The sequence below is a fragment of the Pullulanibacillus camelliae genome, assembly GCF_014642655.1.
Lineage (GTDB): Bacteria > Bacillota > Bacilli > Bacillales > Sporolactobacillaceae > Pullulanibacillus > Pullulanibacillus camelliae.
In genome coordinates this window covers 268,672-293,276 of record NZ_BMIR01000001.1, presented here as the reverse complement: position 1 = coordinate 293,276, position 24,605 = coordinate 268,672, and the positions used below count along the sequence as shown (strand labels likewise).

Below are 24,605 nucleotides of genomic sequence, written 5' to 3'. Positions count from 1 at the left end.
CAAATAACAAAAAATGACGTACCAGGCAGGCCACTGTGCAAGAACCATTGTGTTTATCTCTGTATCGCACGTTTGTAAGCGAATTATAAGCAGAATTTAATAAGTGGGAGGATGTATATGGAGCCTGGGTTAAATGAGGTTAAGAAAACAAATTGGCGAAAGTCCTTATTTAAGATGCCCGATGCCTACGTTATTTTATTTATCCTCGTGGTGCTGTGTGCGGTCGCAACTTATTTCATTCCAGCAGGCGAATTTAAGAGAGTTCAGCACGGAGATATAACCATTGTTGATCCTAAGAGTTATCATGCCATCCAGCAAAGCCCAGTAGGCATTACGGCTATTTTTCTATCATTTTCAAGAGGGATGATTGATACTGCCAATATTATCTTTTTAATATTGTTTATTGGTGGCGCATTTAAAATAATGGATGCTTCAGGAGCAATTCACTCGGGCATTATGACTTTAATAAACAAAATGCAAAAGAGGAAATTTTTATTGATAGCCATATTGGGCATTTTGTTTTCTCTATTATGTACTACTGGTTTTTCTGCGAATGCGACAATTGCTTTTATTCCCATTGGCCTTTTAATAGCAAAGTCATTAAAGCTCGATGCGATTGCAGGGGTTGCTATCGTTTTTCTAACAAGTATGTCAGGATTCAATACAGCATTTCTAAACCCAAAGACGTTAGGCGTTGCTCAACAGATTGCTGAGCTTCCTATGTTCTCAGGATTAACTTATAGAGTGGTTTTATATGTTGTATTTGCTATGGCTACAATTCTATATATTATATGGTATTGCAATAAAATTCTGAAAGACCCCTCAAAAAGTTATATGGGGCAAAGGAGATTTGCAGGGAACGAGGAGCAAATGGATGATGGCGACATTAGTCATACGTTCACTCTCAGATATGGCTTGATCCTCCTTCTTTTTGTTTTGGGCATCGCCTTCTATGTCTATGGCTCATTAAAATTTGGTTTCGGAATGGAAGAAATGACAGCCATATTCTTGGTCATAGCCATTGGAGCTGGGTTACTCGCGAAAATGAACTCCAATGAAATTGTGAGCAACTTTATGCAAGGGGCACAAAACCTCTTATATAGTGCATTGATAGTTGGTGCTGCTCGTGCAGTCGTATTCATATTAGAAGATGGCAAGATAATAGATACGATTATTCATGCCTTATCTACAACACTTGAACCCCTCTCTCCAATGGCAGGCGCCATTGGCATGCTTTGGGCCAATGCGATTTTTAACTTTTTTGTTCCCTCAGGCTCAGGGCAGGCAGTTGTTACGATGCCGATTTGGACGCCATTAGCTGATCTTCTCAATATTAATCGTCAAGTTGCCGTTCAAGCCTTTCAATTGGGAGATGGCTTCACCAATAGTTTGTTTCCTACGTCAGGGATTTTAATGGCAAGCTTAGCCATTGGTGGGGTTCCTTTCTCAGCATGGTTGAAATTTATTTGGAGAATTATGTTGATCTGGTTAGTCTTGGGTTCTATAGCTATAGCCATAGGTGTCATGATCAATTGGGGCCCGTTCTAAAAAGGTTATTTACAGCGTTAGAATTAAAGAAATGAAGTGTTATAGCAAAGCAAACAAAGGAGGCTAAATAACCATGGATGTCATTCGTACACGTCGTGATTTACATCAGCATCCTGAGGTGGGATTTACTGAATTTCGTACAGCCAGCAGGGTGGTTGAGGGTTTACAATCATTAGGATATGATGTTCTATTCGGTGCAGATGCTCTGGATGAGGCGTCTCGAAATGGTGTTCCTTCACAGAAGGAATTGGATCAAGCTTATAAGAGGGCCATTGATGATGGAGCCAATCCAGAAATTATCAGTAAAATGCAGGGAGGGCTTACAGCTGTTATTGGCATTTTAGAAGGTCATGCCCCTGGGCCAACAATCGCTTTTCGCTTTGATATGGATGCTCTTCCTGTTCATGAAAGCACTGAAAATGATCATTTTCCTCAGAAACAGGGATTTCGTTCGAAATACGAGCAAACAATGCATGCCTGCGCACATGATGCGCACACAGCTATTGGATTAAGCCTTGCCGAAAAGATGGCAGAAGGCAGCTTTTCCGGAAAGCTTAAATTGATCTTTCAACCGGCAGAGGAAGGTGGAAGAGGTGCACATTCTGTTGTAAAAAAAGGTGTCGTAGATGATGTTGATAAAATATATTGTCTTCACTTAGGATTGGATGTGCCGCTAGGGGAAATCAGTGGTGGTTCAAAGGATTGGTTAGCGACGACAAAAATGATGATCGAGTTTTTTGGTGTGCCTTCTCACTCGGGGGCATCTCCGGAAAAAGGGAAAAATGCTTTAATTGGTGCCGCAACGGCGTTATTAAATATTCATAGTCTTCCTCGACATAGTACAGAACAAACGCGTATCAATGTGGGAAGATTAGAAGGAGGAAGTGCGGTAAATATTATTCCCCATTACGCTAAAATGGTGGCAGAGACGCGATCAACGTCTGCAATGGTCAATGCAGAACTTGAGAACAAGATAAAATCAATTGTTAAACACAGCGCTGAAATGCATGAGCTTCAGTACAATTTGGAGGTCATTGGTCAAGCTATTCCTATTACATGCGATCAAGAGTTAATAACGCTCATTAAGGAGGAAGCGGCACAAATAGACGATTTCACTTCAGTGCAGGACTATCACAAGGGTGGAGGCAGTGAAGATGCTAGTTTGCTCATTAAACGCGTACAAGAGTTAGGGGGCAAGGGGACCTATATGATAATAGGAACAACAATTCCTGCCCCCCACCATCATCAAAAATTTGATATCGATGAACAAGTTCTTGAACCGACTGTTAAACTTCTAGAGCGAATCTCTAAAAGAGAGTTAGTCTAAGTGAGGGAATGGAAGGTGAATAACACTTGGAATCGGCAATGACATTTGTGGCCACAGGAGATAGCTTTATTACCCGGAATTTGCCTCACGCAGATCAGAAGCATCGAGAAATAGCTACTCTCTTTAGTCAAGCGGATGTCTGTTTTACTAATTTAGAAGTGACAACTCATCATTATGAGGGGATCCCTTCAGCAGTGAGTGGCGGGGCATGGGCAGTGGCTTCTCCTCGAGTTTTAGAGGACCTAAAGAAGTATGGCATTAATCTCATAGCATGGGCAAATAACCATACGCTCGATTTTTCATATGGAGGACTTAAGGCGACTGACAAGTATTTGAATGATTATGGTTTTATTCATGCGGGGGTTGGCAGTAATTTGGCTGAGGCCAGTAGACCGAAATATATTGAAACACGTATGGGGAGAGTGGCGTTAATTTCTGCAACCTCAACTTTTCATGAAACATGGCGGGCAGGGGCTCAAAGACCTGATAGTATAGGAAGACCTGGGATCAATCCGCTTCGTTTTAATGTAATTTATGAAGTGACTCCGTCGGAAATGGAAGTGCTAAAATCCATTGCTGATAAAACGAGTATTAATGCGACACAGCACTTGCATGCCCGATTAGGCTTATCGACGAGCTCTGATCAGCCATTCTTTTCATTTGGCTCCTATACCTTTAAAGTGGGCAATAAAGAAGGCGTTATCACTACACCGAATAATGAAGACATGCGACGCATAACGAACGCGATTTCTGAGGCAAAAAGACAGGCAGACTATGTCATTGTAAGCATTCATTCTCATGAAATGAACGGGGAAAGATTAGAAGAGCCAGCGGATTTTATTAAAACATTTTCAAGAAACTGTATCGATAAGGGGGCCAATGCAGTGATTGGGCATGGTCCTCACATCTTACGTGGTATAGAAATCTATAAAAATGCTCCAATATTTTATAGCCTTGGCAATTTCATTTTCCAAAATGATACGATGATAAGCCAACCGGCTGATTTTTATGAAAGGTATGGCTTAGATGACACACATAATGTTGCTGATTTATATGATGCTCGAACACAAAAAGAGACCAAGGGATTCGTCACAGATAAAAAAGTGTGGTCATCGCTCTTTGTTAAATGGAGAGTTAAGAGTGGAAAGTTAATTCGGCTTCAATTGTATCCTATTGAATTGGGGTTTGGAAAACCGCGTTCGCAAAGGGGATGGCCAGAACTAAGTAGGAGTGAAAGCATATTGCAAGAAGCCCAAGCTCTTTCATCGCCCTTTGGGACGAACATTCACATTATGAGTGGTGTAGGAGAAGTGGAACTCCATTAGCTCATGAATAACCAAGAATATCAGAGCTGGGAATCAATGAGGTTGGAATCCTTATATGTGCGCATTGATTATTCTTGCTTAGACAGTAGAGAGCGGAATGAATGTTCATCCATTGAGTGCCCACCTTAAGTAAAGCATCTATCGAAGTAAAAGTCATGAATGGTTGGCTTTATAAAAACGATCGGAATAAATTTCATAGCAAACGTCTGAGAAGGGTCAATTTGGCAAGCTCTTTCTTGCTGTCTCATTCGTTTCCATTTAAACTTTGATTTGCAAAGATGGATAGACTAAATGCGGAAGAAATAGGTTTACAAATAAAGAAAATCCATAGCGTTAGAAATCGTTCGCAAATGCTCCTTAAGAGAAACAGATGACTGTCACCCTTCACAGTGATTTGGGATGAGGATCATTTTAAGGAGGAATTTTTTTCATTCACCAAATGGATTAGCGATGGTGACGTTTATTCCAATATCCTCAAAATCCCCTTTTAAAATCCCATTAATTTTATTATCTGTAATAAGAACATCAATTTCTTCAATCGCACAAAAGCTTTTAAAAGCCTTCTTTCCAAGCTTACTGCTGTCACATAGAAGAATCGATTGATCGGAAACAGACACCATTTGTTTTTTTAATTTGGCTAAATGAACATCAGGGGTAGAAGGGCCAAAATGCAAATCTAATGCATTAGCGGCAATAAAAGCTTTGTCAACAGAGAATGCCTTTAATTCATCCGAGCCAAGTGTATAGTGGAAATGATGGCGAATGATACCACTTAAAAAATGGGTTTGAATATGACTCGATTGCTGTAAAATGAGCCCAATTTGCAAGTCATTAGTGATCACTGTAACGCTTTTTTTGAGATGAAGGAGTTTAGCGAGTTCTAGGGTAGTCGTCCCAGTATCAAGAACAAGGGTATCACCATCACTGATATATTGAAGGGCTGCCTGTGCAATGCTCTGTTTTTCTTGAAAATAAAGAGTTTCTTTCTCGTCGGGCTCCATTTCTTTAATGTTCTTTTCGGGATGAATCATTGCGCCACCATGGGTGCGAATAATCAAATGCATATTTTCTAATTCTTGTAGATCATTCCTTACCGTTGCGGGAGTCACTTGAAAGTTATCAGCTAATTCGCTTACAGTCATTTTTCCATTTTCTAAGATGAGTGAATACATTTGACCTTTACGTTCGTGGGCAAATAATTTTTCTTTTGAGTGCTGCAAGGACGGTCCCTCCTTTTGGGAATAGAATTATCATTAATGAAATAGGCAGAGGTTTAATAGAGAAAGAACCGTTCTGAAAATGGAACGGCTCTTTCTTGCTCTGTCTATATTTTAATCAAAAACGATGACACTTTTAAAGTCTTTTGATGATTTTGCCTGTTCAAACGCCATTTTAAAATTATCGATGCTATATCGATTGGAAATCAGCTTATCGAGCTTGAAAAGGCGCTGAGTGATAATCTCCAATGATTTTAGAAAGTGAAGAAGACTGGCACGGGTACTGCCGGTAAGCAGGAGCTGCTTGTAATGAATGAGATTAGAGTTAACTGGAACCATTTCTTTTTCCTTTGGAATCCCCCCAAAATAGGAAATGCGTCCGTTCATATTCATCCATTCCAGACACTTTGATTGGATGTCTGGTGCAGGGGCGGCTACGATGACGACATCCATCCCTTTATTGTTCGTTAAGGCCAGTACTTTGTCATCAATATTATCCTTTACAGAAATGGTCTGTATCTCTGGTTCTATCTCTTTGGCAGCTTCTAAACGCTCAATATGGCGATCATATAAATAAACGTTTGATGCTCCCTGAGCTTTCGCTAAAATGGCATGCATGACACCAATGGGCCCGCCGCCGATAATTAATACATGATCACCTGGTCCAATGTCTAAACGCTGTTGACCGTTATAGACACAGGAAAGGGGCTCAATTAAGGCGATTTCTTCAAAAGAAACGTTATGTTTATTATGAATCACCATGACATTTCCTTGTATGACAGCCTTCTCGGGAATCCTCACGTATTCAGCAAAGGCACCGTCCATATTAATCCCCAATGCTTTATACTCGTCACATAAATGAGTATGTCCAGATATGCACCTTTCGCACGTGCCACATCCCATATTAGGGGCAACGGCCACGGGTTGCCCAATCTGATACTTCTCGTCCACTGCGCTCCCTTTTTTTGAAATAATCCCCGCTAACTCATGTCCAAGAATAAGCGGGTGATTTTCATCAATACCTCCATAGCCGTTACGGTACATTCTAATGTCTGTTCCGCAAATAGAAGCCGCCTCAACCTTTATTAATAGTTCATGTTCGCCAATAGCAGGAATGGGCACTTCATCGATTCGAATATCTTCCTTACCATATAATCTTGCGCACTTCAATGGATTCCCTCCCCTAGTTGAATGACAGTTCCAGTTTTAAGAGATTCATTGCCTTTATCAACGATATGAACAGCCATTTTTCCATCCATTCCCGTTGCTTTGGGCAGGGTATCATTTAAAATACACTTAACAAAGCTAACTGCTTCAGCCAAATAAGCGTCTTTGAATAGATTCGTCCAACTTTTACGTGCCGGACGTTTGACGCTGTGATTTTTAGCGCATGATAAAACGGTTGTTTCGTGAATATCTCCGATTGTAATAATCCCTTCAGTTCCAAGAATTTCTACTCTTGCATCATAGCCATACTGGACGTATTGAGCGCCATCTAGAGAACCAAGGACACCATTTTCAAATACACCGTTCATCACAACATTATCGTAGAAGTCAGGATAACGGTCCTTCACCTCCTTATTTCGAAAATTCCCACCTACTGCAAATAATGTTTTAAATTCGCTCCCTGAAAACCAGCGCATGGTATCAATATCATGGCTGTTCACTTCACCTAAGGGGCCATTGCTAATTGAGATATCGTACATCCATTCTTGAGGTTTAGATGGCCCACGGGTGAGTGATTTTACAAGCACGACATCGCCAACCTCTCCTGCATCCACCATCTCTTTTGCGGTTTGAAAGCTTTCATCAAATCGGCGCATAAATCCGATCTGCAGCTTCACATGATTTCTTTCGGCTGCCTCTATCATTTCGTCACATTCTTCGGTGTTCATCGCCATAGGCTTTTCACAGAAGATATGTTTCTTTGCATTGGCTGCGGCCACTGCGATGTCTTTATGAAATTTAGTAGGGCAGGCAATAATGACTGCATCAATAGTGTCGTTAGACAATGCCTCTTGATAAGTCGTATAGTAGGTTGTAAGCTTCAGAAGATTGGCTGCTTTTTTGGCAGCCGCCTCATTTGGATCACATACTGCTACTAATTCTGCTTGTTCGATTTGATGATTATAATTATGTGCGTGGATCATACCCGCTCTTCCTGTTCCTATTAAGCATACCCTCAGTTTTTCCATAATTGATGTTCCCTTCATTAGAATGTTCTACTTTTTGTGATTTAAGGACAATGGCTATAATAGCTGTTACGCATGCGCCGATGAGTATGGCCAGCATATATAAGAAAACGTGTGATACGGCTCCTGGGATTGGCAGGACAAAGATACCGCCGTGTGGGACAGCTAAACCACATTTGAAGAGCATTGAAAGTGCACCAGTGACGGCAGCTCCGATAACTGAAGATGGAATAACACGTAAAGGATCGGCGGCAGCAAAAGGAATAGCCCCTTCTGTAATAAAGGAAATGCCCAGAATCCAAGCTGTTTTTCCGGCTTCTTGCTCTTCCTTTGTGAACTTCTTCTTATTTATGAATGTTGCAAAGGCCATTCCTAAAGGAGGCACCATACCAGAAGCCATAGTGGCGGCCATCACGATAGAGGTTTCTCCAGGGTGTAAGCCGGTTAATGAAGCCACACCGAAAAAATAGGCAGCTTTACCAACAGGTCCAGCCATATCAACGGCCATCATGCCACCGATAATTACGCCTAATATAATAGAGTTTGTTCCACTTAAACCATTGAGCCAATCGGTCATAAATGTATTTAAAGCTTTAAAGGGTTCACCAACTACATAAATCATCAAAAGACCAGTAATGAGAGATGAAATAAGTGGCAAAATTAAAACAGGAATAAGGCCTTGCAGAGCTTTAGGGAGTTTCAAAGATTTTCTTAAATATAAGGCGATATACCCAGCTAAAAAACCAGCAATTAATGCACCGAAGAATCCTGCACCTACTGTCGAAGCAAGCATGCCGCCGATCATACCAGGAACAATTCCGGGTCTGTCTGCGATTGAAAAGGCAATAAATCCAGCTAAGATAGGGAGCATTAAGGCAAAGGCTGTTCCAGAACCAATTTGATTCAGGCTAGCGGCTAAAGTGCCTTTATGGTCCGCTGCATGAATGCCTCCAAATGCAAAAGAGAGGGCGATTAAGATACCGCCTGTAACGACGAATGGAATCATATACGAGACACCAGTCATTAAATGGCGGTAAGGGCCTAATCCCTTTTTCCCTTTCTGAGGCGGGGCTTGCTCTGAGGAATGAGCGGTAGTGGACGCGTTTCCAAAAATCTTTGCTTCTTTTAATGACTTTTGAATTAATGTTTTGGCATCATGGATAGCTTCATCAATATTGACCTCATTTAAGCGCTTACCAAAAAAGCGGTCTTTATTGACAGTTGTAGTTGCGGCAATAATAACGACATCAGCTTCTTCAATATCGCGTTCACTTAGCTTATTTTCTACTCCGATAGAACCTTGAGTTTCAACCTTAATCTCGTAATGGAGTTCCTTCGCAGCCATTTCCAAACTTTCAGCAGCCATATAGGTATGGGCAATGCCGGTTGAGCATGAGGTAATAGCAACAATTTTCATATGAACACCTCGCTTTGGATTTTAATTATTTTTAAATATGGAAAGGATCTCGGAAGTAGAATCCGCTTTCATAAGCTTGTAACGAAAATCTTCATGCATTAATTTTCGAGATAATTGGCTTAAGATTTTCAAATGTAAGTCATCAGAGTCCTCAGGCACCGCAATCATTATAAATAGATGAGACAATTGGTTGTCCATAGCATCATAATCGATTCCCCTTATGCTTCTGCCAAAGACAATACTGGCTTCGTTAACAGCCGCTGTTTTTCCATGTGGTATAGCTACGCCATTTCCGATAGCTGTTGAATATTCCTCCTCTCTTTTTTGGACAGCCGCAATAAACTCCTGCATATCCTTAAGCTTTCCACTTTTGTCTAGGATGGTAGCCAATTCATGGATGACTTCATTCTTAGTATGGGATTGCAGATCTAGTGCCATTTGATTTTCTTTTAATAAGTGGTCAATTTGGTCCATTAAAATATCCCCCTCCTTTTTGTTTTTTTCTCTTCTGTGTGATTATATTACCATAATATTTTTGAAATGAAAATAAAATAACTAAATAAAAATAAAAATTACGTTTTTTATATTTATAATTTCGAAACGAAAAAACGGGATTTGTTGTTTTAATAATCGTTATAATCAGTGAATACGTGGTAGGGAGGTTGACAAATATGTGTGAGATAATCTCACAAAAATGTGGTAAGAAGTAAAGGGACGTATTAAAATTAGCCTATTGTCGAAATGATCATGATTTGCTGCGGACGTTGTCAGATAATGAGGATGTCTAAACGTATAAAAATAAGGGAATTACATTGTCTGAATAGACAAAGGTTAATAGACTGAAATAATAGAAATTTATATAATTATAGAATTATATAAAATATACAAGGGAGAGTCATAATGTTAAAAAGTGCCGAAACATCAAAGAAGACGTTTAATGACGCGGGAGAAAGCCTAAATTCTAATCACTGGAAAACCATGTGGGCGTCTATGATTGGTTATGCGATGGATGGCTTGGATATGATGGTGCTTTCCTTTACACTGGCTTTAATCACAGTTAGCTTTCATCTTAATTCAGCCCAAGCTGGTTTTATTTCGACTATTACGTTAATCGGTGCCGTTATCGGTGGCTATGTATTTGGCATCATGGCCGATGCCTTTGGTCGAGTGAAAGTCTTTACGTGGACCATATTAATTTTTTCATTATTTACAGGACTTTGTGCCTTAGCGACCAATATTTATATGCTCGATACATTTAGATTTATTGCAGGATTGGGCATCGGGGGAGAATTTGGCATCGGCATGACACTTGTTACTGAAGTTTGGCCAAAAAAGTATCGATCAAGAGCGACAGCAGGGGTTGCTGTAGGGTATCAAATTGGTATCGTACTCGCCACTCTTTGTACCACATTTATTTCACCTATTTTTGGCTGGCGTGGTGTTTTTCTTGTTGGCGTCATTCCAGCGCTATTTGCTTGGTGGTCACGCCGGGGACTAAAAGAACCAGATATGTTTATAGAAAGACAGAAGCAGCGTAAAAGTAAAGCTGTCCCGATTAAACAATTGTTTGAAACACCAAAAAAGACAGGGACAACCCTTGGATTGATTTTGATTTCCGGTGTACAAAACTTTGGATTTTATGGCATTATGACCTGGCTGCCAAGTATGCTGAGTAATCAATTAGGCTTTTCTCTTTCATCAACTACACTGTGGACGATTTTGACAACCATTGGCATGATTGTTGGCATTGTGATATTTGGTACGATGGTTGATAAGTTAGGACGAAAACCATCTTATATGATTTTTCAAGTCTGTGCAGCTGTCATTGTTTGGATATTCTTTCAACAGAGCTCAGTGGCTATTTTGTTTGCATTAGGTGCAATTCTTGGCTTTTTTGTTAATGGCATGATGGGGGGATACGGGGCCTTATTGGCAGAGCATTATAAAACAGAGGTTCGATCTACCGCTGAGAATTTTATTTTTAATTCGGGCCGAGCGATCGGTGGCTTTGGACCGTTTATTATTGGTACACTCTCATTAAAGTATTCCCTAAGCTACTCTTTGGGGCTTATCTCAGGCATCTATATTTTAGCTGCTTTGGCCTTCTTATTTTTAATTCCTGAAACCAAGGGCGTCGATTTAGACTAGGAGAAAAATATAAAGGAAATGGCTATGGACAGCGCTGCTGTCCTTTTTTCAAAGATCAGAAAGTATAAAATTTCTGGCCATGATGAGGACAGTGCACGAGGCTGCTCCAGGTCGCTCGCTTTCCGCGGGGGAGTGGTAAGCCTCCTCGTGCCTTCGCGCTGCTAAGATTTTACCGATTTCCCACTTCCCACAGGACTCTCGTATCGCATCAGGAGTCAGCGGAGCCCGTGGAACACACGATTTTAGAGTGTTCTTGAATCTCGCACCTTGCGCTCCCATCCACTTGATCAGGCAATGAAGCCTCTTCCATATATAATGATACTCTATACCTAGACAAGGACCGGACACGCTTTTCGCCCGGTTTTTCTTGCTTAAAGCGGGAGGAGGTTACACTGTTTTTTATACTATCAGGCATTCTCAAAGAAAGAGAGTATAAGTTCGGGCTTTGACTTTCGCCATCTAAGGCTTGGCGGCCCCCTTAATGTATAAGTGCAAAAGCACGAACATCAGGCTGTGCTTAACAAAGCGGTAAAGTATAAGTCAAGTTTTTTAAGGATTGAGGATGCGGCGAAGCTTTATTCTCCAAATATAAAAAGGCGTTTTTTTATAATAAAGAAAAGATCAGAAAGTAGGTGCGCTATTGTCACTAACCGTTTTCGAGGCGATGAAACTTGGTAGACTCAATGAATGCAGAATTGTTGCAGGTCACGCTGGCATAAAGAAGGAGATCAAATATGTCACGGTGATGGAGGTTCCTGACATTGTGAATTGGTTAAAAGGCGGAGAGCTTATTCTGACGAGTTTATACCCAATTAAAGATGATGCAGAGTCTCAGATCCGTTTGATAAAAGATCTTTATGAGGTGGGGACTGTGGCCCTGGCCATCAAGCCTAATCGTTTTATTGATGAGATTCCGTCATTGATTTTAGAGGAAGCAGATAAATATAATATGCCAATTATAGAAATCAAAGAGTCCATTAGTTATTTAGATCTTATGGTACCAGTGATGCAAGCCCTCTTCAGCAATCAAATGATTTATCAGGAGGACATTGCTAAGGCCAATCAAATCGTGAATGACATCGCTGTGGCCTCTAAAGGGATTGCTCAATTGACAGAGATTTTAAAAGAGAAAACTGGGAATGACATAACCATTGAAACGCAACTTCGATATTTGACGGTTCCTAACGCAACTTTTGATTATAAGTCACTTTCTTTAGAACAAAGAGGGGAGCTTATGACATTAAAGCAGCCTGTTCTTATGAAAAGGCAAAGAGAAAATCAAGCTGTTGACTGCATAGTGACGCCGCTTTTTATTGATGGGAAAGCGATAGGCTATTTGACATGCTGGGGAGTCCGGCTTACTCATGTTGGCATAGATATTGCAATTATGGAAAAAGCCTCGACTCTATTTACCTTGGAATTTCAAAAGCAAAAGATCAACTATGAAGTTCAACAGCAATATAAAAATGATTTCATTCGAGAATTACTTTTTAATAATGTGCTGACGGATACAGATCTATATGAGTGGGGGGAGAAATACGGGTTTTTAAAAAAAAATAGATATGTCTGTGTCTTGTTAGGAAATAAAAAACATCATTTTGGTTCAGAAGCATTAGCCTTGCTGGAGCCTATATTAGAGCTTTGGGAGCAACAGGGTATTTACACTGCTGTTCGTGGGTATCTATCCATCTTATTACCAATAGAGAACGCCCAAGAAGATCAGATCAAAAAGAGGGTAGAAAACATTTTAACGTCTATGCAAAGTCGTATGTCCGAAGAAAAGCTATATGTTGGTATCGGAGGCTTTCATGAAGGAATAAAGGGAATAAGACGCAGCTATGCAGAGGCGGAAAAGGCATTGCGGCTCTCGACTCATCATAGCTTAACACACTATAAGGATTTGGGTGTGTTTCGTTTGTTAGACTTTATTGATGATCAAGAGGCCTTAAGAGAATTTTATGATGAGACTGTAGGTCTTTTGAAAGCCTATGATAGTGACAATCAATTAGATTTACTGCACACACTGATCAGCTATCTGCACTATAATTCAAATCTTAAGATGACAGCGGATGCACTTTTTATTCATGTGAATACTTTAAAGTACCGCTTAAAGAGAATCCATGCCATTACAGGATACGATATTCACCAAACAGAGGATCTTTTAAACTTACAGATAGGATTAAAGATTGCGTATCTCTTAAGAGAAATTAGCTAAAAAGACAATGAAAAATTGATTTTATTAGTTATAAAGACAAAGGCAATGGAGAGCAAAGTAAAGAATCCTTAAATAAGGAAAATGGTCATCCTTTATGAGGAGGAATTGCTTTGAATGTCGGTCGAATAGAAAAAACACTAAAGGAAATCAATCAAATCGGGTACAGCGAAAAAGGAATGAACCGTTTAGCCTATACTGCTGAAGAATTACAAGCTAAAAAACTGGTGATGGCTAGGTGTCGGCAGGAGAAGATGCACGTCAGAATGGATGAAGCAGGCAATGTGATTGCTCGGCGTGAGGGACGCTTGCCACACTTAGCGCCAGTAGGAATGGGATCGCATATTGACACGGTATATGATGGTGGACGGTTCGATGGGACTGTAGGGATTGTTGCAGCATTGGAAGTGGTTCGGCGTCTTAATGAAAAAAACATAGTGACACAAAGACCTATCGAATTAATGATTTTTTCTGCAGAGGAGTCCTCCAGATTCGGAATGGCAACGATCGGGAGTAAAATCATGGCGGGGCTAATTCGAGCTGACCAGCTAAAGCATTTAACAGATCGCAAGGGTGTGACCTTTAAGCGAGCGGTTGAAAAAGTTGGGTTAGACATTTCAACCATGGATAAAGCGATTAGAACGGCTCCATTACATGCCTTTTATGAGATACATATAGAACAAGGGCCTATTTTAGAAAAGGAAAAATTACCAATAGGGATTGTTACAACTATTGCGGCGCCTACGAGATTTAGGGTAACGATTAAAGGGAAGGCTGCGCATTCAGGAACGACACCTATGCATATGAGACAAGATGCCTTAATGGGTGCAGTTGAGGTGGCAAAGAAAGTAGAAGAGTCGGCCCGACGAATGGGTGAGGGAACCGTGGCAACCGTTGGTGATTTAAAAGTTAGTCCTGGTGCGATGAATGTTATACCTGGAGCAGCTGAATTGCTAGTCGACATACGCGGTCAGTCTAAGAAGCAAAAGCAAGAAGTCATCCATGCTATTTTGAGAAAGTTCGAACAGTTAGAGATGGAGAGGCGTCTTGAAGTGGCTGTGGATTGGCTGGCTGATAATGATCCTGTCCTTTTAAATAGGACAATGATCACTCAATTAATAGGGCTATGTGAGCAAGACCATTTTTCTTATAAAACGATGGCAAGCGGTGCAGGGCACGATGCGATGAATATGGCGTCCCTCTGCCCTACAGGTTTGATTTTCATCCCTTGTAAGGATGGATTAAGCCACCATAAAGATGAAGAAACGAAGATTGAGAGCATTGAAATAGCCGTTCGTCTATTAGAGAAGGCTGTTCTCCAAAAGTCAGAGGACGTTCATGAAGGGGCTTATTGTAAAGGGGGAACAGCGCTTTGAGAGATTTTCGTTTAAAGGTTGTCTTTAATCAACAGGTCAGTCAACGCTATTGGCATCTTTGCCTTGATGCGTCATCCATTCAAGAAGATATAAAACCCGGACAATTTTTTAATATCTTTTGTAGTGATTATTCAACAGAGCCTTTTTTAAGAAGGCCCTTTAGCCTTTATCATTTTGATAAAATGCATCTGGAATTTTTGTACGCTATCAAAGGAGTGGGAACCAAGGCACTTACCCACTATCAAAAGGGAGATACCCTCAATGTTTTAGGACCGCTTGGTCAGTTCTTCCAGCTTCCTAAAAATACAAGAGAAATTTTATTGCTTGCAAGAGGTGTTGGCATCGCCACGTTAGCGGCTCTTGCTTATGAGGCCTATGAGAGAGGCATTAAGGTTGTGGGCGTGCTTAGTGCACGGACAAACGATGATCTTGTGATTGCTGACACGTTACAATCCTTGGGCATGGTGATTTATAAAGTGACTGATGAAAATAAAACAAGCGACATTGAAAATGTAATGGAAAGACTCTCATTCATCCTTAAGCAGCGCACTATTGATGCGGTCTATACGTGCGGGTCAAGGCGATTAACACGCTTATTACAAAGGGTTTCTTCAGAGTACGGCATTTATGGAGAAGTTGCTTTGGAAGAAAATATGGGCTGCTCTGTAGGGGTGTGCTATGCCTGTGTTTGTCAAATCAAAGAAAAAGAGGATAGTCAATCTGTTCGCATTTGCAGAGAAGGACCAGTTTTTCCTTTAGAGAAGGTGTTGGTATGACAGGCAGAATAAATTTAAAGGTTCAGATTGGAGAACTTCTGTTGCAAAATCCTGTGATGCCTGCTTCTGGAGCATTTGGTGAGGGAATGGATGAACTGGTTGATTTTAATCAATTGGGTGCAGTGGTGCCGAAAAGTATTACGCGCTATCCCAGAGGAGGCAACCCGACGCCAAGAATTTGTGAAACACCGAGTGGCATGATTAATTCGATTGGTATCCAAAGTAAAGGGCTGGATGATTATTTAGCACATACGATTCCCTATTATTCTCGTTATCATGTGCCCTTAATTCCTAGTATTTCAGGGGATTCGATTGAAGAGTTTGTTGAAATGTCGAGAATTATCGCTCTAGAAGAAGCGGTTGCTGGATTAGAGCTTAATATCTCTTGTCCCAATTTAAAGGGTAATGGCTTGTCATTTGGCATGGATGAAGAAGTGACCTATCAACTGATTTCTGAAGTCAGACAGGTGACGACGAAACCGCTGCTTGCGAAATTGACGCCCAATGTGACGAGTATCGTGGATATTGCCAAGTCTGCGGTTCGTGCGGGGGCCGATAGTCTTGTAGTGGCTAATACATTACTCGCTATGGCCATTGATACTGAGAGCTGGAAGCCTAAAATTGGCAATTTAATGGGTGGCCTTTCAGGACCAGCTGTTCGTCCGGTTATTGTCCGCATGGTTTATCAAGTGGCGCAAGCGGTCGATGTTCCAATCATTGGGTGTGGCGGCATCATGTGCGGTCGTGATGCCATAGAAATGATGCTCGCAGGAGCAACAGCCGTTCAAATAGGAACAGCGAGCTTTCTCAATCCCACGGCGATGTTAGAAATTATTGAAGAAATCAAAGCTTATTTAAAAGAACATCAGTTGGAGGATATTCAGCAATTAATTGGTCAAGCACATAGCCAAATAAAACAAGAATAGGGTGATGGAATAGATGAGATGGGATCATATTATAAAAAATGGAACACTTGTAACGTCAGATGGGGAGAAAAGGGCCCATATTTATATAAAGTCTGGAAAAATTGTCGCGGTTACTTCTGAAGCATTAGAGGGACAAGCTGAAGTGATCACAGATGCAACAGGCAAGCATGTCTATCCGGGATTCATAGATACACATGTTCACTCGCGAGATCCAGGAACAACTTACAAGGAAGATTTTTATCACTCTACTTTAGCAGCGGCAGCGGGTGGGATTACGTCTGTCTTTGAAATGCCCAATACCAATCCACCAATAAACACTGTAGAAAATTTTAATAAGCAGGTTAAAAATCTGTCAAGCAAGGCCAACGTTAATTTTGCTATATGGGGAATATGCTTGGGAGATTTAAATCTTAAAGAGCTTCCGGCTCTAAGTAAAGCGGGAGTTATTGCTTTCAAGTTTTTTTGGGGCTACGCAGTCAACCGCCAGACCTACCAACTGGTCTATAACTATTCTGATGACATGCAGGATGTCATTCCTCCGTTCAGTGATGGTGAGGTGCATGACATGTTTGCAGCGGTCGCGCGTACAGGGAAATTATTAGCGATTCATGCGGAAAATAACGAATTGATCCAGACGCTTACCCATAAGATGATCGCAACAGGTCGGACAGATTATAATGCTCTCGTAGAAGCACGCCCAAATCTAGCAGAGGAAACAACAGCTCAGACAGGGATCAGTTTTGCGCAGGACACAGGAACGCACCTGCATATATTGCATATCAGTTCTGGGGGCACGGTTGATCAACTCCTTGAAGCACAGCAAAAGGGCATCACTGTCACGGGGGAAACCTGTCCGCATTATCTCTTTTTAAATAATGAAGATTATGAAGCTATAGGAACAGATATGAAGGTTTATCCTCCAGTTAAGTATAAGAAGGATCAAGAGAGACTATGGCAAGGTCTGCAAGATGGTACAATTTCTTGGGTTTGCTCTGATCATGCCCCGCATACGCCGGAAGAGAAAGCGGGCGACTTATGGTCAATACCTGCTGGGATGTGTGGTGTTGAGACATTGGCTCCATTGATGATTCATGCGGTAAGTGAAGGGAAATTAACCAAAGGACAATTAGCACAAGTGCTTGCTGAAAATCCTGCAAAAACATTTAATCTCTATCCAAATAAAGGCTCACTTGAGGTTGGAAGTGATGCAGATCTCACCATTGTTGATTTTAATCAAGCATTTAAAATTAAACGTGAGCATCTTCATAGTAAGAGTAAAGTGACCGCTTATGATGGTTTTATGACCCAGGGAGCACCTGTTCAAACCATCGTTAACGGGCACACGGTTATGAAAGACGGACAAATTATAAAGACACATAGTGGGCAGTTTTTTACAGCGACCGATCATTAAGGGTGAGGGGATAGAAGTGAATAAGATAACCATAGCGGCAACTGGCGATAGCTTTATTACACGGAGGTTGCCGTCAAAAGACAGCCTTGCCTTTAGGCAAATAAAGGATTTATTGGATGAAGTGGATATTCGATTCACTAATTTAGAAACGACGATTCATAGAAAAGAGGGGTATCCGGGAGCGTTTAGTGGAGGCACTTGGGCGATGTCTCCTCCCGAGGTTCTTGAGGATATAAAGGCGTTTGGTTTTAACCTTTTGTCTTGGGCAACGAATCATACATTGGATTATTCACATGGGGGTTTATTAGCCACTCAGCGTTATCTGGATCATATGGGATTCGTTCATGGAGGGGCTGGAAGAAATCTGCGCGAAGCCTCCCAACCTGTCTATATTGAGACGGAAGGAGGAAGGGTGGCTTTGATTGCCGCAACTTCAACGTTTCATCCCGCGTGGCGTGCCGGTGAACAGCGTTATGATATGATCGGCAGACCAGGCGTTAATCCGCTTCGGTTTACACAAACGCATCACGTACCTCCTGAGGCATTTAATCAATTAAAGAAAATTGCTGATCAAACAGAGATTAATGCCAAGTATCATCTGGATATTAAAGAAGGATTTGAGGTTGAAGGCACGGATAAAACCAAGTTGAGGCTTGGCGATTTAAACTTTCAATCTAGTGATACTTATCAAAGTCTATCTGAACCTCACGCCGACGATTTAACAAGGATTGCCAAGGCTATTCACGAAGCCAAGCGACAAGCCGATGTAGTGCTAGTCAGCTTGCATTCTCATGAAATGGAAGGGGAAAATAAGAGCCGGCCTGCTCCCTTTTTCATAAAAGCCTCTCATTACTTTATTGATCAAGGCGCGACTGCTATTATTGGCCACGGTCCTCATATTCTCAGAGGAGTAGAAATATATAAGCAAAAGCCAATCTTTTATAGTTTGGGCAATTTTATCTTTCAAAACGATACGATTGAAGCACTTCCAGCTGATTTTTTCGAAAAATATAGATTGAGTCATGAGCACAATGTTGCTGATGGGCTAGATGCAAGAAGTCGGAATGGTGAAATCGGGTTAGGTGTAAATCCGCTAGTGTGGGAATCAATGCTACCTGTTTTGGAAATAGAGGATGGTGTCGTAAAAAGTATTAAGTGTTATCCCATATCATTAGGCTTTGGTCAACCGCGTTATCGGAGAGGATGGCCTGCCTTGATTAATAATGATACTCGTGTTCTAGAAAATTTAGCGGCATTAAGCAAGCCATTCCATACACAGATGACTATAAAAGATAATATTGGGTTTATCGAATGTTAAAGAAGAAAAAGGCTATTCATGGATTAGTGAGTAGCCTTTTCCTTTTGGGCTAATTTTGACCAATTGCTTTAGTTTGTAGGTACTTATAGAAGCTTAACGCTCTGTAAAGGCTTTTATTAGGGAGTAGCATCCAATAAAAGGGGTAACGTGTCGAATAAGGACATATTTATATGTGGTAAACTATAAATATTAAAAAAATGGAGGGCTTCGTATATGACAGTTGACGACAAAGAGGATATTGATGGTCTCAAGGAAATCGGTAAAATTGTCGCGTTGGCAATACGTGAAATGAAACGTCAGACACGGGTAGGAATGACGACAAAAGAACTGGATGATATTGGCGGACATTTTTTAAGAAGCCACGGTGCGGTTTCTGCACCAAAGCTTACTTACGATTTTCCGGGGAATACGTGCATTAGTATTAACCAAGAAGTTGCTCACGGAATACCGGGAAACCGGAAAATTCAAGAAGGGGATCTAATAAATATTGATGTTTCCGCTGAACTCGGAGGCTATTTTGCCGATGCAGGCCATTCTTTTCAAGTGCCTTTATACACCCCTGCTTTGACGCGGCTTTGCCAGCATACACACGATACTATGATGAAGGTGATCTCTTCACTTAGAGCGGGGGTAAGGTTGAATGAAATCGGGAGAATGATTCAAAGGGAAGCCAGAAAAGGTGGCTATAAGGTCATCATGAACCTGTGCAGTCATGGCATTGGAAAATCCTTGCATGAGGCCCCTGATAACATTTTGCCTTTTTATAGCAAGGATGATAAACGTGTGCTGGAGGAAGGTGCAGTCATTACTATTGAGCCTTTTTTGTCAACTGGAGCAGAGTATGTCGTCGAAGGTTCGGATGGATGGACACTGTGTTTACCTAATAAGGGCTTTTGTGCACAGCATGAGCACACAATAATTGTTACAAGAGGTCAACCGATCATTACAACCATTGCTTAGCGATTGAGTTCTTCGTTGATTAGCTTCTTCTGTTGCTGAGGCGCATTTCCATATTAGGGGATGGGTCTTTTTTATGTTTCGGATCAGGTGGTATGAAATAATCGTTAAACCATAGGGGATAAAGCTGAGTGCTGCAAAGTTTTAAAAGGGGCAAAAATCGATAATGGCTATCTGTTCTTTAACAATCACAAACATGGCTTTGTATTCAAAAAGAAAAACCGGGCGAAAAGCATGCCCGGTCCTTGTCCTTAGTATAGAGCATCATTCAATATGAAAGAGGCTCCATTGTCTGGTCAAGTGGATGGGAGCGCAAGGCGCGCGATTCGGAACACACTAAAATTGTGTGTTCCACGGGCGCCGCTGACTCATGATGCGATACGAGAATCCGGCGGGAAGTGGGAGATCGGTAAGCCCCCGCAGAGTATGGCATACCATTCCCTCGCGGAAAGCGAGCAACCTGAAGCGGAATTGTGCACCGTCCTATGACCAGAAATTTTATACTTTCTGATCTTTGAAAAAAGAGTGGTGAACCACTCATCTTAATCATTAGGGTGACATGGATATATCCTTTTTCTGTCTCACATGACTCTATTCACTTATCGCTCTACTAATTCCAGCTTCTCACCATTCGGACCTTGGAAAAAGGCGATTTTAACTGTAGCGTTTAAAATGCTGCGAGGTTTTTCATCTACTAATTTGACGCCGGCTTCTTTGAAGCGTAGGAGCTCGGCTTCGATGTTTTCAACAGTAAAAGCCAAGTGGTTCACAATGCCTTCATTTTCCATCTTGTTACCACAGACAAGTTCAACTTCAACACTCGGCTGCTCTGGAAAAAATAAAAAGGCCAGCTCAACAGTATCATTTAACCACTCTCTATTTCTTAACTTTAAGCCCAGGATATTTTGATAGAATGCTAAAGACTCGTCCATGTCATTTACCATAATCCCAACATGTTCCATTTTCACAACGCATTCCTCCCAACGGAAAATAGTAGTGTACATCTCTATAATAGTCTACATTGGAGTGTTTCAATAGTAAAAAATCATAAGTACACTATTTTCTTAACGTGAATTTGTCACGTTTCTTCTGATGACTGCAATAGGGCCTAGTAATGGAGCGCAATTATTGAATGATAAGTTATTGTAGATCCTGCTACAATAATCAAGATTTAAAAGCACTTCATCTTAATGATTACCTCAACCTAATATACTTTATTTAAAAAAGCTCCAGCTCTTAAGCGAGAACTGGAACTTATTGTCTTATCTAAAATGTGTCATCACTTGTTGAAGATTATCTTGATCGAGGATGAGTTGGGAGTTATTACTCTTTAAGATATCATCGTACAGGGTTTCGGAGTGCCCGGTTAATTGGTAATAGTGAATATCTTTGTTAGGATTTAAGGATTTCACAGCAAGACCTAAACTGAGAATATCTGTGTTGGACATATTTGTGCCGATTAAAAAGTTGGATGTGGTTGAAACAAGATGTGGAAGGTCGGTAAAATTGCTCGGTTGTAAGGCGGCCTTAGCAATGGCGACCAGTACTTTTTCTTGTAAGAGCTGACGATCGAAGTCAACCCTTTTCAGCGAATAGCGTTCATGGACAAGCTCAGTGATCATCTTGCCATCCAATGTTTGTGTCCCTTTTTTTATAATCTTGTCTTTATTTTCTTTATACCACGGATGGGTAAGCTTCACATCAAAGGGGACATCAACGTCAACAGTCCCAAGGGCTTCAACCATTGACTGCAGGCCTTCATAGTTGGTTTCAACATAATAATTGATAGGAACGCCTGTCAATTGCATGATCGAGCTGACAGCAGCTTCAATTCCCGCCTTTGATCCACTTGTCGCTTGTTTGATATATTGGACACTTGTTAACTTGGTATACCCGTACCCCGCTAAATAGACCCGGGTATCTCTAGGAATACTCACTGTATTATATTGGTGCTTATTGAGATCAGCGTGGAGCAGAATCATTGAGTCTGAGTGTCCGGCATGTTGGCCTTTGCGTTCATCAGAGCCAATTAAAAGGATATTAAGGACGTTTTCCTTTAATTTTGGTATATTTCTAAGCGCGTTAGCCGCCTTGATTTTTTCTTGATCTTCTGAGGCGGAATCTGAGTCTGAATCGGCAATGACCTGATCGGAGCTGATGGTTGGCGGATGTTTAAAATGATGCTCGGGTTGAATATGATAGTATTCATAAAAACCTAAACCAAATAAAATGGTACAAAGTGATAAACCGCCAATTAAAATCTGTTTCCAGCGTCTTTTAAAAAACCCCATACAAATCCCCCAATAACAACCAGTATCCTAGGTTCCTTTTTGTACTAGACCGAAATACCCACTTATTCTATTATATTGCAAAGTTTATATAATTCAATTTTTGTGGGAAGATTCACAAAGAGTTGCCGAGAACATAAAGGAAAAGGTGAACAATCATATCGAAATAAATGACCAGGTGTAAAGGGTGTTAAATGTGGCTGGTAATGCTGCTTTTCATAAGATAGTAAAAGACCTCAAAGGCAAGCCTTCAAGGTCTTCAGGCGTTCTGAAGTTGAGATGATCTACTATGGCTTTCTTCCTTACCCCTTAGTTCCCGAAATGACAATGCCTCTAATAAAATATTTCTGCGCGAAGAAGAACAAGAGCAGCGGGGGCAAGATGGCGATAATAGAGGCGGCCATGAGTAAATTCCAGGGTGTCTGTGCAAAGGCCGCGGTAAAGTTGGCGAGACCGAGAGCAAGTGGGTATTTATCCGGTGTGCTCAAATAAATAAGCGGACCGATAAGATCATTCCAGCGATACATGAATTCCATGATGGCTGCCGTTGCCATACCAGGCATTGATAGCGGGAGCAGGATTCTAAAAAATATGGTGAAATAACCGCCACCATCAATTTCGACGGCCTCATCGAGTTCCTTGGGTAAGCCCATATAAAATTGTCGCAATAAGAAAATGGTAAATGCGCTGCCACCGATGGTTGGGATAATAAGGGGCCAGTAAGAATCCACCAAGCCGAGCTTGTTGAAGATCAAATACTGTGGAATCATCGTGACCTGTGGGGGGAGCATCATAGTGCTTAGAACGATGCCAAACAAGACGGCTTTTCCCCGCGCTTTTAGTCGAGCGAAGCCAAAGGCCACAAAGGCTGAGAAAAACGTCGTCGAGCAAACCGTAACAATAGTGTACCACACACTGTTCCAAGTAAATCGACCGAAGGGAACTTCTTTGAAAACCTGAACAAAGTTATGCCATTGAAAAGAAGGAATCCATTTCGGCGGAAACGCCTGGGTTTCTGGCAATGTTTTGAGCGCGGTGGATAACATCCAAACAACAGGAAGTAAAAAGAAGGCTAAACCTAAGATCAGCAATACGTAAATCATAATTTTTCTGATCCATCCATATTCATCATGCACATAATTTTTTTTCGATTGTGTCGTCACAGCATTTTCCCTCCCTACATTGATTTTTAAAGCCGAGTGTGTTCGGGCCTATTTATTTTCATACTCATAATAGACTAATCGACGTGAGACGAAGAGAGACAGCATGGTTAAGACAAAAATAATGATAAACAAGACCCATGCGAGCGCTGAGGCATAGCCCATGCGATATTGGGAAAATGCCGTGTCAAACAAATAATAGACGTAGAAATAAGAGTGCCAATCTGGCCCGCCTTGTGTGATGACATAGGCTTGAGTAAAGATTTGAAACGAGCCAATGATGGCAATAATGGTGTTGAATAGAATAACTGGTGAGATGAGGGGCACTGTAATATGAATAAATTTGGCCCAACCTTTTGCTCCATCTAAAGCGGCTGATTCATAGAGCTCTTTGGGCAATTGTTGGAGGCTTGCGAGAAAAATAACCATTGTTCCACCGACAGCAGTTAATTGCATTAGGGCCATAGAGGGAATCACCCAGTTTGTGCTGTTAAACCAATTTGGCCCATCAATGCCAAATAACTGTTTTAATAAAGAATTCACGACACCGAAATCGGGATTTAATAGCCATGACCAAAGAAAGGCGACAGACACACCAGAGATAATACTGGGTGCATAAAAGGCTGTTCGAAAGAAGGCTTGCCCTTTCACTTTTTGATTCAGCAGGATGGCCAATAAAAGGCCGAGTATAATAGTAAAAGGTACTGCAAGCAGTGCATAAAAAGCCGTGGCACTCAATGACTTGAGGACGAGAAAGTCACTAAATAAATGAATATAGTTGCCCAGCCCGACCCAAATGGGAGAGGACACAATATCATAACTGGTAAAGCTTAGAAAAAGTGAAGCGATAATGGGGCCGCCAGTAAAACAGATAAAGCCAATCACCCATGGTGAAATAAACAACCAAAACGCCCGTTCTTGTCGCTTAGCCTTTGGGCTTCTTTTTACTTTTTTCTTTGTGCGTACGGTCCTTTGGGTTTCAACCGAATGGTCCAGATGCAAAGCTC

The 24,605-nt window shown here is 41.2% G+C and carries 20 protein-coding genes; 11 read left to right on the top strand and 9 right to left on the bottom strand.

Annotated elements, in window-relative coordinates:
• Positions 1–117 precede the first annotated feature (117 nt).
• From IEW82_RS01240 to IEW82_RS01230, 3 genes are all read left to right on the top strand, one after another.
• Positions 118–1,548, top strand: a complete 1,431-nt coding sequence (locus IEW82_RS01240) for a YfcC family protein (RefSeq protein ID WP_229672177.1) — start codon at positions 118–120, stop codon at positions 1,546–1,548.
• Positions 1,549–1,621: 73 nt separating this feature from the next.
• The gene (locus IEW82_RS01235) at positions 1,622–2,875 is read left to right on the top strand and encodes an amidohydrolase (RefSeq protein WP_188688046.1); all 1,254 of its coding nucleotides are present in this window, start codon (positions 1,622–1,624) and stop codon (positions 2,873–2,875) included.
• A gap of 26 nt (positions 2,876–2,901) precedes the next feature.
• Entirely contained in the window at positions 2,902–4,200 is a 1,299-nt protein-coding gene (locus tag IEW82_RS01230) for a CapA family protein (protein WP_188688044.1), read from the top strand.
• Positions 4,201–4,628: 428 nt separating this feature from the next.
• Here the strand turns inward: IEW82_RS01230 and IEW82_RS01225 are convergent, their stop codons facing one another.
• The 5 genes from IEW82_RS01225 to IEW82_RS20275 form a co-directional block, all read right to left on the bottom strand.
• Positions 4,629–5,420 (bottom strand): DeoR/GlpR family DNA-binding transcription regulator, encoded by a 792-nt coding sequence (locus IEW82_RS01225; RefSeq protein ID WP_188688042.1) that lies wholly within the window; start codon positions 5,418–5,420, stop codon positions 4,629–4,631.
• Positions 5,421–5,531: 111 nt separating this feature from the next.
• The gene (locus IEW82_RS01220) at positions 5,532–6,587 is read right to left on the bottom strand and encodes an alcohol dehydrogenase catalytic domain-containing protein (RefSeq protein WP_188688040.1); all 1,056 of its coding nucleotides are present in this window, start codon (positions 6,585–6,587) and stop codon (positions 5,532–5,534) included.
• Positions 6,584–7,567 (bottom strand): Gfo/Idh/MocA family oxidoreductase, encoded by a 984-nt coding sequence (locus IEW82_RS01215; protein ID WP_229672175.1) that lies wholly within the window; start codon positions 7,565–7,567, stop codon positions 6,584–6,586. The genes IEW82_RS01220 and IEW82_RS01215 overlap by 4 nt, the downstream gene beginning before the upstream one ends.
• Complete coding sequence (locus IEW82_RS01210; protein WP_188688036.1) at positions 7,551–9,026, bottom strand: PTS fructose transporter subunit IIC; 1,476 nt, start codon at positions 9,024–9,026, stop codon at positions 7,551–7,553. Before IEW82_RS01210 ends, IEW82_RS01215 begins: the two co-directional genes overlap by 17 nt.
• Before the next feature lie 21 nt (positions 9,027–9,047).
• On the bottom strand, positions 9,048–9,500 hold the full coding sequence (locus IEW82_RS20275) for a PTS sugar transporter subunit IIA (protein WP_188688033.1): 453 nt from the start codon (positions 9,498–9,500) through the stop codon (positions 9,048–9,050).
• A 426-nt stretch (positions 9,501–9,926) separates the two neighbouring features.
• On the opposite strand from IEW82_RS20275, the gene IEW82_RS01200 reads away from it, so the two are divergent.
• From IEW82_RS01200 to map, 8 genes are all read left to right on the top strand, one after another.
• Positions 9,927–11,174 carry an MFS transporter gene (locus IEW82_RS01200; RefSeq protein WP_188688031.1) on the top strand — a complete coding sequence of 416 codons (1,248 nt, stop codon included), beginning with the start codon at positions 9,927–9,929 and terminating at the stop codon, positions 11,172–11,174.
• Positions 11,175–11,814: 640 nt separating this feature from the next.
• Positions 11,815–13,389 carry a PucR family transcriptional regulator gene (locus tag IEW82_RS01195; protein WP_188688029.1) on the top strand — a complete coding sequence of 525 codons (1,575 nt, stop codon included), beginning with the start codon at positions 11,815–11,817 and terminating at the stop codon, positions 13,387–13,389.
• A 110-nt stretch (positions 13,390–13,499) separates the two neighbouring features.
• The gene (locus tag IEW82_RS01190) at positions 13,500–14,762 is read left to right on the top strand and encodes a M20 family metallo-hydrolase (protein ID WP_188688027.1); all 1,263 of its coding nucleotides are present in this window, start codon (positions 13,500–13,502) and stop codon (positions 14,760–14,762) included.
• Positions 14,759–15,538, top strand: a complete 780-nt coding sequence (locus IEW82_RS01185) for a dihydroorotate dehydrogenase electron transfer subunit (RefSeq protein ID WP_188688026.1) — start codon at positions 14,759–14,761, stop codon at positions 15,536–15,538. Before IEW82_RS01190 ends, IEW82_RS01185 begins: the two co-directional genes overlap by 4 nt.
• Positions 15,535–16,464 (top strand): dihydroorotate dehydrogenase, encoded by a 930-nt coding sequence (locus IEW82_RS01180; RefSeq protein ID WP_188688024.1) that lies wholly within the window; start codon positions 15,535–15,537, stop codon positions 16,462–16,464. The genes IEW82_RS01185 and IEW82_RS01180 overlap by 4 nt, the downstream gene beginning before the upstream one ends.
• 13 nt (positions 16,465–16,477) lie before the next feature.
• Complete coding sequence (gene allB / locus IEW82_RS01175; RefSeq protein ID WP_188688022.1) at positions 16,478–17,875, top strand: allantoinase AllB; 1,398 nt, start codon at positions 16,478–16,480, stop codon at positions 17,873–17,875.
• A gap of 16 nt (positions 17,876–17,891) precedes the next feature.
• Complete coding sequence (locus IEW82_RS01170; RefSeq protein WP_188688020.1) at positions 17,892–19,193, top strand: CapA family protein; 1,302 nt, start codon at positions 17,892–17,894, stop codon at positions 19,191–19,193.
• A gap of 213 nt (positions 19,194–19,406) precedes the next feature.
• Positions 19,407–20,153: a type I methionyl aminopeptidase gene (map, locus tag IEW82_RS01165; protein WP_188688018.1), complete on the top strand. Its 747-nt coding sequence runs from the start codon at positions 19,407–19,409 to the stop codon at positions 20,151–20,153.
• Between the two features lie 596 nt (positions 20,154–20,749).
• Here the strand turns inward: map and IEW82_RS01160 are convergent.
• The 4 genes from IEW82_RS01160 to IEW82_RS01145 form a co-directional block, all read right to left on the bottom strand.
• Positions 20,750–21,112 (bottom strand): VOC family protein, encoded by a 363-nt coding sequence (locus IEW82_RS01160; protein WP_229672221.1) that lies wholly within the window; start codon positions 21,110–21,112, stop codon positions 20,750–20,752.
• 300 nt (positions 21,113–21,412) lie between these two features.
• Positions 21,413–22,441, bottom strand: a complete 1,029-nt coding sequence (locus IEW82_RS01155; protein WP_188688014.1) for an LCP family protein — start codon at positions 22,439–22,441, stop codon at positions 21,413–21,415.
• Between the two features lie 299 nt (positions 22,442–22,740).
• Complete coding sequence (locus tag IEW82_RS01150) at positions 22,741–23,601, bottom strand: carbohydrate ABC transporter permease (RefSeq protein WP_229672173.1); 861 nt, start codon at positions 23,599–23,601, stop codon at positions 22,741–22,743.
• A 48-nt stretch (positions 23,602–23,649) separates the two neighbouring features.
• A complete protein-coding gene (locus tag IEW82_RS01145) occupies positions 23,650–24,600 on the bottom strand; it encodes a carbohydrate ABC transporter permease (protein ID WP_229672170.1) in 951 nt (316 codons plus the stop codon).
• Between the last annotated feature and the right edge of the window lie 5 nt (positions 24,601–24,605).